At 63.8% G+C, this 8667-nt stretch carries 7 protein-coding genes and 1 pseudogene; 3 read left to right on the plus strand and 5 right to left on the minus strand.

The window, feature by feature from the left end; all coding sequences use genetic code 11:
• Window positions 1–248: 248 nt before the first annotated feature.
• From AC1DKY_RS17185 to AC1DKY_RS17195, 3 genes are all read right to left on the minus strand, one after another.
• Window positions 249–917, minus strand: coding sequence for a DUF1045 domain-containing protein (locus tag AC1DKY_RS17185; RefSeq protein ID WP_441603021.1), 669 nt, complete (start codon window positions 915–917; stop codon window positions 249–251).
• A 511-nt stretch (window positions 918–1428) separates the two neighbouring features.
• Window positions 1429–1857, minus strand: coding sequence for a phasin family protein (locus AC1DKY_RS17190; protein WP_441603022.1), 429 nt, complete (start codon window positions 1855–1857; stop codon window positions 1429–1431).
• Between the two features lie 648 nt (window positions 1858–2505).
• Window positions 2506–2901, minus strand: a complete 396-nt coding sequence (locus AC1DKY_RS17195) for an HU family DNA-binding protein (RefSeq protein WP_046973133.1) — start codon at window positions 2899–2901, stop codon at window positions 2506–2508.
• Window positions 2902–3193: 292 nt separating this feature from the next.
• Here AC1DKY_RS17195 and AC1DKY_RS17200 point away from each other — a divergent pair, with 292 nt between their 5' ends.
• Together AC1DKY_RS17200 and AC1DKY_RS17205 are read left to right on the plus strand one after the other, a co-directional pair.
• On the plus strand, window positions 3194–4855 hold the full coding sequence (locus tag AC1DKY_RS17200) for a M28 family metallopeptidase (protein ID WP_441603023.1): 1662 nt from the start codon (window positions 3194–3196) through the stop codon (window positions 4853–4855).
• A gap of 220 nt (window positions 4856–5075) precedes the next feature.
• Window positions 5076–5333 (plus strand): hypothetical protein, encoded by a 258-nt coding sequence (locus AC1DKY_RS17205; protein WP_441603157.1) that lies wholly within the window; start codon window positions 5076–5078, stop codon window positions 5331–5333.
• A 134-nt stretch (window positions 5334–5467) separates the two neighbouring features.
• On the opposite strand, the gene recQ is transcribed toward AC1DKY_RS17205, so the two are convergent.
• Window positions 5468–7285 carry a DNA helicase RecQ gene (recQ, locus tag AC1DKY_RS17210; protein ID WP_441603024.1) on the minus strand — a complete coding sequence of 606 codons (1818 nt, stop codon included), beginning with the start codon at window positions 7283–7285 and terminating at the stop codon, window positions 5468–5470.
• A 189-nt stretch (window positions 7286–7474) separates the two neighbouring features.
• Window positions 7475–7823 (minus strand): annotated as a pseudogene (locus AC1DKY_RS17215) (MGMT family protein).
• A gap of 75 nt (window positions 7824–7898) precedes the next feature.
• On the opposite strand from AC1DKY_RS17215, the gene AC1DKY_RS17220 reads away from it, so the two are divergent.
• Window positions 7899–8303 (plus strand): hypothetical protein, encoded by a 405-nt coding sequence (locus AC1DKY_RS17220; protein ID WP_046973138.1) that lies wholly within the window; start codon window positions 7899–7901, stop codon window positions 8301–8303.
• The last annotated feature ends 364 nt before the right edge of the window (window positions 8304–8667 follow it).

An 8667-nucleotide genomic window follows, 5' to 3' on the forward strand; every position in this document is an offset into this window, starting at 1 on the left:
AGGGAGTTTCACCAGGAATGCCGGGCGACTGACATCCGCGCACCAGGCGATGGCACCGGGCGCTGTCGACACCGTCGGGGAAGTTTGAGAATCCCCTTCAACGCGTCAAGCCAACGTGAGCCTGACGCTGAGCCGCAGGTCGCTGCGCCAATCAAGCGTGACGCGCCGGCTCGCTCGCCTTGCGTCCGAATCACGACGGCCCCGAGAAGACCCGCGCGCGACTCTCGATGGGAGTCGGCGCCCCCTGGTCATGCCGCCGATGCCTTGTGCAGCGCGATGCGTTCGAAGGGCTCAAAAGCGGCGCCGGGCGAGGACTCCACGCACAAGGTCAGCGCATCGATGCGCGCCGTCGGCAGCATCGATGCGCGCAGCGACAACCAGCGTTGCAGTGCGCGCTCTTCGTCGACGGAAGCAGGTGCCGATAGCGTCATGTGGAAACGGTAGCGTTCAAACACGTAGGGATACCCGTAACGTCCAAGGTAGTGAGTTTCGATGGCATCGAGCCCGGAGGCGCGACGCTGAAAATCGTGTTCCGCCAGCGGCAGTCGCAAGGGCTCGATCGCCTCGATGCAGGCCGCTGCCAGGGCATTCACCGCTTTGCTGTCGCCCAGTGGGCGCAGCGCCGGAAAGCCGGCGAGCCGCGCACAACGCAGCGTCAGGTTGATCGGCGCGTGTGACCGGGCGACGACATGCAATGCCTGGCGTAATTCAGCCAGGTCGACATCCGGCGACAACGTGAACGGAGATCGCAACGTCGCATGCCAGCCGTAGCGGCGCACATCGGCCAACAGGGCATTCCAGCGCGTCAGCCCGATCCCCGGAATGCCATTGGCAGCCAGCTCGGTGCTCACCCAGTCGCGCCCCAGGGCAGCCAGCGCGCTCGCCGGCGCGGGGCAGAAATAAATGGCGTAACGCATCAGCTGCCGACCAGCGATACCCGCAGCAGCGGTATGCGCCCGAGTCGACGGGGCCCGCCACGCCATGCATCAGGTGCGCGCGTGCGAGCCATCCCCGCAGCGTCATTGCCCTGAAGCGCCCTGCCCTGTCCTCGCTTCACCCGTCCCCCTGCCAGTTCAAAATCCGCTGTCGACAGTCCCGTACCGGCACCATCGACAGGCCGCGCCTGATGGCGCTGCGCCCCCTAGCTAACTAAACCTATGTGACAAGACGGGGAATCGGCGCGAACTGTGGCCGCGCGCCCTCCTGCTCCTCAGCAGTCGACTGCGCGTCGTGCGCGTCGCCCATCCCCTTGCCGCGCGACGGACCAGCACGGCAGCGGCAGAGTTGACCATGAGCGCCGCCGGGGTAACGCGATGGAGTCGGCAGAACGAAGGCGCGCGTCGGCCGGACGCGAGCCGATGGACGACGGGCGCTGGACCAGCCCGGCGCGACACCCGGCGCCAAGGCCAGGTGTCACGGCGATCGCCTTCAGCTGATCGGGTGGAACTTGCCCCACGGCGAAAGTATGTCCTTCCAAGGTTCGGACAGGCTCATGTCGCCCACGCCGCCCAGCGCGCTGGCGGTGTCCTTCTGCCAGGTCTGCACGGCATCCTGCAGGCCCTTGGCGAAATGCGCCTGCACGTTGGCGGCGATCTGGTTGGTGACGCTGGCATCGCCCATGCGCTGCTGCAGCTGTCGCCAGAAGGTATCGGCGGGCATGGATGCCAGGGCCGCCCAATCCTGCGCCTTGATCAGGTGTTCCACTCGCGCCTGTTGTTCTGCGATGCCGTCGTCCATCGCCCGGGTGGACAGCTCCAGCCATTTCTTCCAGTTTTCCATCACCAGCTTGTTCACGCGCAACTGAAGCTCGGTGTTGGCTTTGTAGAGGCTCAACGGGAGATCGCTCGGGTTAGCCATGTCATGCCCTCAGTGGGAGATCTTTTGCGGTTGCGCCATCGCCCTCCGGCGACGGCTTTGCACAGGTGTCGCCATGACACCTCCGGCCACTATGGACCAGCTGCGCGACGGGAGCATGAACCTTCCGGCCTCAACGAAATGTGTGATCGGTACGGCCTTGATCGTCCACATGACGTCGGTGGCAGCAATTCAGCGCGCGGTGCGGATGGGTTCGCTCGTCGTTGTTTTTAGGGGGACCAGTCGCGAAAACCTGCATAAACCTGTAGCTCGACGATGCCGTGCGGACGGCCAAGACACGCTGCGCCAAGGACAACAACGTAGAAGTTCGCGTCGATCCGCGTGCTGGAGGAGTGCTCCCGACAGGCAGGTGCCACGCCGGCGCGAGGCGTCTATCCGCGCACAGCTATCTGCCCGCGTGCATGCCGTGGCGTTCAAGGGCGCGTGTCGAGGGTGAAGGCGGACCACGCGGCCGGCAAGGACGCCGAACTGCCGCTGGATCTTCAGGTGGGTCGGATGATCGGTACCGACAGGCGTCGATGCGGTCGGTGCCAGTGGCCGCTGGCTGCGCAGCGATAAGCCACTTCTCGAAGACACCAGGTGCGGCGCAAGGGCCGCACCTGGCGAGAATGCTCTAGTGAAACGCTACGCTCAGAGAGCGGCGTCCTTGAGCTTCTTCAGCGCGCGGATCTTCAGCTTCACCGTGGCGGGCTTGGCAGCGAACCACTGCTCTTCCTTGGTGAACGGGTTGATGCCCTTGCGCTTGGGCTTGGCCGGCACGTTGACGGCCGTGATCTTCAGCAGGCCCGGCATGGTGAAATGACCGGCACCCTTCTTGTGCACCGAGCCCGTCACCGCGCCTTCGAGCGAGGCCAACACCGCGCGCACGTCCTTGGCAGCCACGCCGCTGGCTTCAACGATGTGAGCCACGAGGCCCGACTTGCCCAGTGCGTCCTTGATCGGCTTGTGAACAACCGCCTTGGCGGCCTTCGGAGCTGCCTTCGGAGCGGCCTTCTTCTTTGCTGCTGCTTTTTGCGCCTTCGCCATACATTTCCCCGTGGTGATCAATAGAGATGGTGTTTGATGCCTCTCGGCATGCGGAATGTATGGCATGCCAGCCCATCACGCCAAGCTGCAAGACGGAAAAATTGCGGTTTTTTTTCGATATTGGCCCGGAAGGGGTGAAGAAAGTCACGATCGGGCACTCGGAAAGGCTGTTTTTTAGGGCTTTTCCTAACCCCTCCCCGCCGCTTGCCAGCGGATTCGCCTCAGGCGGCTATGGACCGGCGGCGCCAGCCATCTCTACTATCGAGCTTCGTCTCCACGCTAGGTGCTGCCCATGAAGCGATTGGCCTTATCCCTGCTCGCCCTGTCTGTGACGTCGGCGCTGTTCGCCGCCGATGCACCGACCACCCCGACGTTCGACCCGCACCGTTTGTCGGACGACGTCAAAACGCTTTCGTCCGATGCCTTCGAAGGCCGCGGCCCCGCTACGGCGGCCGAAACCAAGACCATCGATTACGTGGTTGCCCAGTTCAAGGCAGCCGGCGTGCAGCCCGGTGGCGACCTCAAGAACGGCAAGCGCGAGTGGACGCAGGCGGTACCGCTGCTGCAGTCCGATATCGCCGGCACGCCGTCGCTGTCGTTCACCGTCAATGGCAAGACCCAGGCGCTGACCCAGGGCCAGCAAATCGCCGTGCGTTCCGCGCTCGACGGCTCCAAGGCCGTGTCGATCAAGGACGCGCCGCTGGTGTTCGTGGGCTATGGCGTCAAGGCGCCGGAGCGCAACTGGGATGACTTCAAGGGCGTGGACCTGAAGGGCAAGATCGCCGTCGTGCTGATCAACGACCCGGATTTTGAAACCGGCGTGGGCGATTTCGGCGGCAAGGCCATGACCTATTACGGCCGCTGGACCTACAAGTACGAAGAAGCCGCTCGCCAGGGCGCAGCCGGCATGCTGATCGTGCACGAAACCGCACCGGCCTCCTACGGCTGGGCGACGGTGGCCAACTCCAACACCAACACCCAGTTCGACGTCGTGCGCGACCATCCCGCCAGCGCACATACGCCGGTGGAAGCATGGATCCAGCGCGATGTGGCAGTTGACCTGTTCAAGTCTGCCGGCCTTGATTTCGAAGCGCTGAAGAAGCAGGCGCAGACGCGCGACTTCAAGCCGGTGGTGCTCAAGGGCGAGACCTTCTCGGCCAACTACAAGATCAACTCCAAGGTGATCACCTCCCACAACATCGTGGGCCGCGTCGAGGGCAGCAAGCGCCCGAACGAGACGGTGATCTACAGCGCGCACTGGGACCACCTGGGCGTGGGCGCCCCCGATGCCAAGGGCGACAAGATCTACAACGGCGCGGTGGACAACGCCACCGGCACTGCTGCGCTGATCGAACTGGCCCGCGCCTTCGCCAGCCAGCCCAAGCCGGAACGCTCGGTGGTGTTCCTCAACGTCACCGCCGAAGAGAAGGGCTTGCTGGGTTCGGAGTACTACGCCTCCAAGCCGCTCTACCCGCTCGCCAGCACCGTGGCCGACATCAACATGGATGCGCTCGATCCGCACGGCCCGTCGCGCAACTTCACCATCTCCGGCAGCGCCAAGCTCGACCTGCTCGATGAGCTGACCACCACGGCCAAGCAGTGGAACCTGGTGTACTCGGCCGATCCCAAGCCCGAAGCCGGCCACTTCTTCCGCTCCGATCACTTCTCCTTCGCCAAGCGTGGCGTGCCGGCGGTTTCCTTTGGTTCGGGCAACGACTGGGTTGACGGCGGCCTGGCTGCCGGCAAGGCGGCCGAGGACGAATACGTGGCCAAGCACTATCACCAGCCGTCCGATGAGTGGCAGGCGGATTGGCCGTTCACGGGCATGGCCCGCGATCTGCAGATCCTCTACAAGCTCGGTAGCGACCTCGCCAACTCCGACACCTGGCCCAACTGGAGCAAGGATTCGGAATTCCGCGCGGCCCGCGACGCGACGGCGGCACAGCGCAAATAAGCGCGGTTACGTTGCAGTACATGAAGAGGCCCGCAGCAATGCGGGCCTTTTTCTTTAACCGTTCCAACCCGTGGGAACACGATTTTCACGCGAAGCTGATTCAGATGACGGCAAAACACAACGGAAATATGGCAGTCACCGTCGAGCCAGACAGGAATCACAAGAAGGTCATGCTTCGACGGCAAGCTGCCCACAACGGACTTCAAAAAAGTTGAATCCTATGCTGGCGCAATACGTTCACCCCTCCAAAACCGGCCTGTTCCGCATCGTCCGCCACGGCCGCCAATGGCGCGTACTGTGCGATGAACTGGAAATGGGTCGCCACGAAACGGCCGAAGCCGCGCTCATCGCCACTCGCATCGACTGCCCGCAGGCGCGCCTCCCTGGCGAACTGACCGAGTGGCGCTATATCCCCGAACTTGCCCTGGCGCATTCGCGCGTATCGAGCGAAGGCACGCGCTGGCGGCTGGCTGGCTAGGCCATCTCACTTCTCTTTTTCCCTCCGGGCGACCCGAAGGAAGTCCCTGTGGGAGAGAGGGCCGGGACTTTGCCACCTTTACGGCGGTGAGGGGCGGTGTTCGAGAAAGCGTGGCTGCTCTTCCGGCACCATCGCTACTCGTGGGCGTTAATCACCGCCAAAAAATCCCGCCCATAGCGCTTTAGCTTCGCCCCACCCACGCCACTGATCGCCGACAGCTCCGATTCGTTCGAAGGCAAGGCGCGCAACATCGCCAGCAAGGTCGCGTCGTGGAAGATCACATAGGGCGGCACGCCATGCTGCTTCGCAAGCTGCGTACGCAGCTTGCGCAATTCATCCCATAGCGGCTGCTCGTAAGCCTCCACGCCAAGGCTGCCGCCCGTCACCAGCTGGCTGTCGCGGCGACGCTTGCGCGTGGCACGTGCCGGCGTGGCGTCCTCGCGCAATCGCACCGAACGATTGCCCACAAGCACCTCGCGACTGGCCTTGCTCAGGCGCAGCGTGCCGAAGCCTTCCGCATCGGCTTCCAGCAAGCCCATCGCGAGCAACTGGCGAAACACCGAGCGCCATTGCTTCTCGTCCATATCGGCGCCGATGCCGAAGGTGGAAAGGCGATCGTGGCCCAAGTCCGTCATGCGCGTGCTGTCTTCCCCGCGCAAGATGCTGATGACATGACCGGAACCGAAGCGCTGGCCGCTCCGATAAACCGCGGATAGCGCTTTCTGCGCAGGCACCGTGGCATCCCACGTCTTGGGCGGCTCGATGCAGTTGTCGCAATGGCCGCAGGGCCCCTGGAACGATTCGCCGAATGCGGCGAGCAACAGCTCACGGCGGCATTGCGTGGCTTCCGCATACGCCAGCTGCGATTCCAGTTTCTGGCGTTCGACGCGTTTGCGCTCATCCGCCGATTCCGATTGCGCAATCATCTGGCTCATCGTGACCACGTCCGACAGGCCGTAAATCATCCATGCCTCGGACGGCAGGCCGTCGCGCCCCGCACGGCCGGTTTCCTGGTAATAACCTTCCATGCTGCGCGGCAGATCAAGGTGCGCGACAAAGCGCACATCGGGTTTGTCGATGCCCATGCCGAACGCCACCGTGGCCACCATCACCACGCCGTCTTCGCGCAGGAAACGTCGCTGGTTCGCGTTGCGCGTCGCGGCGTCCAGACCGGCGTGATAGGGCAACGCCTCGATGCCCGCTTCCGTCAGCCACGTCGCCGTTTCATCCACCTTCCGTCGGCTCAGCGCATAGACGATGCCCGTCTCTCCGCGATGCCGCTCCAGAAATTCCATCAACTGGCGTCGCGCGTTGTGACGCAGGCCGACCTGATAGCGGATGTTCGGTCGATCAAAACTCGAAACGAACTGACGCGCCTCTTGCAGCGCCAGCCGTTCGACGATTTCATCGCGCGTGCGCTGATCGGCTGTTGCGGTGAGCGCGATGCGTGGAATCTGCGGGAAACGTTGATGCAGCACCGCCAGCTCGCGATACTCAGGGCGGAAATCGTGCCCCCATTGCGACACGCAATGCGCTTCGTCGATGGCGAACAACGCCACCTCGGTGCTTTCGAGCAAACCGAGAAATCGCGACGTCAGCAGTCGCTCTGGCGCGACATAAAGCAGGTTCAACTCACCGGCCAGCAGGCGTCGCTCCACCTCGCGCTGGTCTTCCGCGCCCAGGCTGGAATTGAGATAAGCCGCGGAAACGCCGGCCTCGCGCAGCGCGTCCACCTGGTCCTGCATCAAGGCGATCAACGGCGACACCACGATGCCTGTGCCCTGCCTCACCAACGCAGGAATCTGATAGCACAGCGACTTGCCGCCACCCGTGGGCATCAGCACCAAGGCGTCGCCGCCGTCGATCAATTGCTCGACGACGGCTTGTTGCTGACCGCGAAATTGCGCGTAGCCAAAAACGCTTTGAAGAATATCGAGAGGGGCAGGAAGCATCGGCGAATGCTAGCAAATGTCGAATGCGGCTTTGCGTCTCGCGCCGCTGTCCTTTGTCAAGACGTACGCAGATCGGCCACGCAGCCGACGCACTGCTCGGGAGAAAACCGACTAAGCGCAGCCGTTCAAGCGCGCGCAGGCATGGCGGCAGGCAATCGATGACATCCGATGTTCGCCACGCGGGCAGATCTAACCCGGCATGCCCCACAAGGCCCGATCGAGATTGGCATCCAGGCCAAAGCTTGCCAACGGCACACGGCCATTCTTCACTTCCACGCCCTCCGCTTTCAGGCGCTTGCTCTGCTCGCGAAAGGCCCGACTGCCCGGGGGAAACGCGATATGACCGCTGGAGCGCAGCACGCGAAACCAGGGAAGCTCCATGCCGTCCGGAACTTCGCCGAGCGCCCTGCCGACCAGACGTGCGCCCCGGCAGTCCCGCTCGCGCTGCGATGGCGCCGTAGCTGGCGACGCGGCCGGCAGGAATAGCTGCGATGGCAGCAAAGATGCGGGCGTGCGCGTCGGATTTGGGCTTGTCCATGATCTTCAACAGGCTCTTTACACCGGGTCGTGGCACAGTAGCGAGCCTGGATCGGCCTGCCAAGGAGATCGCACCATGCGCCATTTCGAAGCCGTGCGTTCCCACATCGGCAGCTTGCACGCGCTGCGCCACAACGACCCTTATCTGATCAGTTTTGATCTGACTTTGCCGCACGACCGGCATCAGGGCATCTATCTCGCCGAACTCGAAGACGAGTCCGGCCGCCGCTATCTGCGCATCTCCACGCCGGTGGGCCCGCTCGCCGGCGCTGACCCGCGCCGATGCCTGCGTTTCAACTGGGAGCAACGCAAAGGCTTCCTGGCTGTCGCCGACCTGGATGGTTCGCCCTATCTGCACCTGTGCGAAAACCGGCCGTATGAATTGCTGGATGCGGTGGAATTGAGGCGTCTGATTGAGGAGCTGGGGGAGCTGGGTGATCAGTTGGAGAGGATCGTTGCGGCTGGGGGCGATGACCTCTGATTGAGGGCGGTTCTGCCCCCCCCCCACAGGAACGGAGGCAGACGCCGCGCACCGCGTTTCTATGCAGGCGGCCGCATCGCGACTGTGGGAGCGCACCCTGTGCGCGACAAACCTACGGAGCGGTACATCCCGGCGCTGCGGTCGCGCACAAGTGCGCTCCTACAAGGGATCGCGCAGGCCGGTACCGATCGGCTCTTTGTGGGAGCGCACCCTGTGCGCGACAAACCTACGGAGCGGTACATCCCGGCGCTGCGGTCGCGCACAAGTGCGCTCCTGCAAGGGATCGCGCAGGCCGGTACCGATCGGCTCTTTGTGGGAGCGCACCCTGTGCGCGACAAACCTACGGAGCGGTACACCGTGGCGT

The sequence above is a fragment of the Dyella sp. 01N448 genome (assembly GCF_056399225.1).

What these genes read in the sequence shown, in the direction of transcription:
- AC1DKY_RS17185 (WP_441603021.1), bottom strand. Translation starts at nt 917, where the DNA reads ATGCGTTACGCCATTTATTTCTGCCCCGCGCCGGCGAGCGCGCTGGCT.
- AC1DKY_RS17190 (WP_441603022.1), bottom strand. Translation starts at nt 1,857, where the DNA reads ATGGCTAACCCGAGCGATCTCCCGTTGAGCCTCTACAAAGCCAACACC.
- AC1DKY_RS17195 (WP_046973133.1), bottom strand. Translation starts at nt 2,901, where the DNA reads ATGGCGAAGGCGCAAAAAGCAGCAGCAAAGAAGAAGGCCGCTCCGAAG.
- AC1DKY_RS17200 (WP_441603023.1), top strand. Translation starts at nt 3,194, where the DNA reads ATGAAGCGATTGGCCTTATCCCTGCTCGCCCTGTCTGTGACGTCGGCG.
- AC1DKY_RS17205 (WP_441603157.1), top strand. Translation starts at nt 5,076, where the DNA reads ATGCTGGCGCAATACGTTCACCCCTCCAAAACCGGCCTGTTCCGCATC.
- recQ (WP_441603024.1), bottom strand. Translation starts at nt 7,285, where the DNA reads ATGCTTCCTGCCCCTCTCGATATTCTTCAAAGCGTTTTTGGCTACGCG.
- AC1DKY_RS17220 (WP_046973138.1), top strand. Translation starts at nt 7,899, where the DNA reads ATGCGCCATTTCGAAGCCGTGCGTTCCCACATCGGCAGCTTGCACGCG.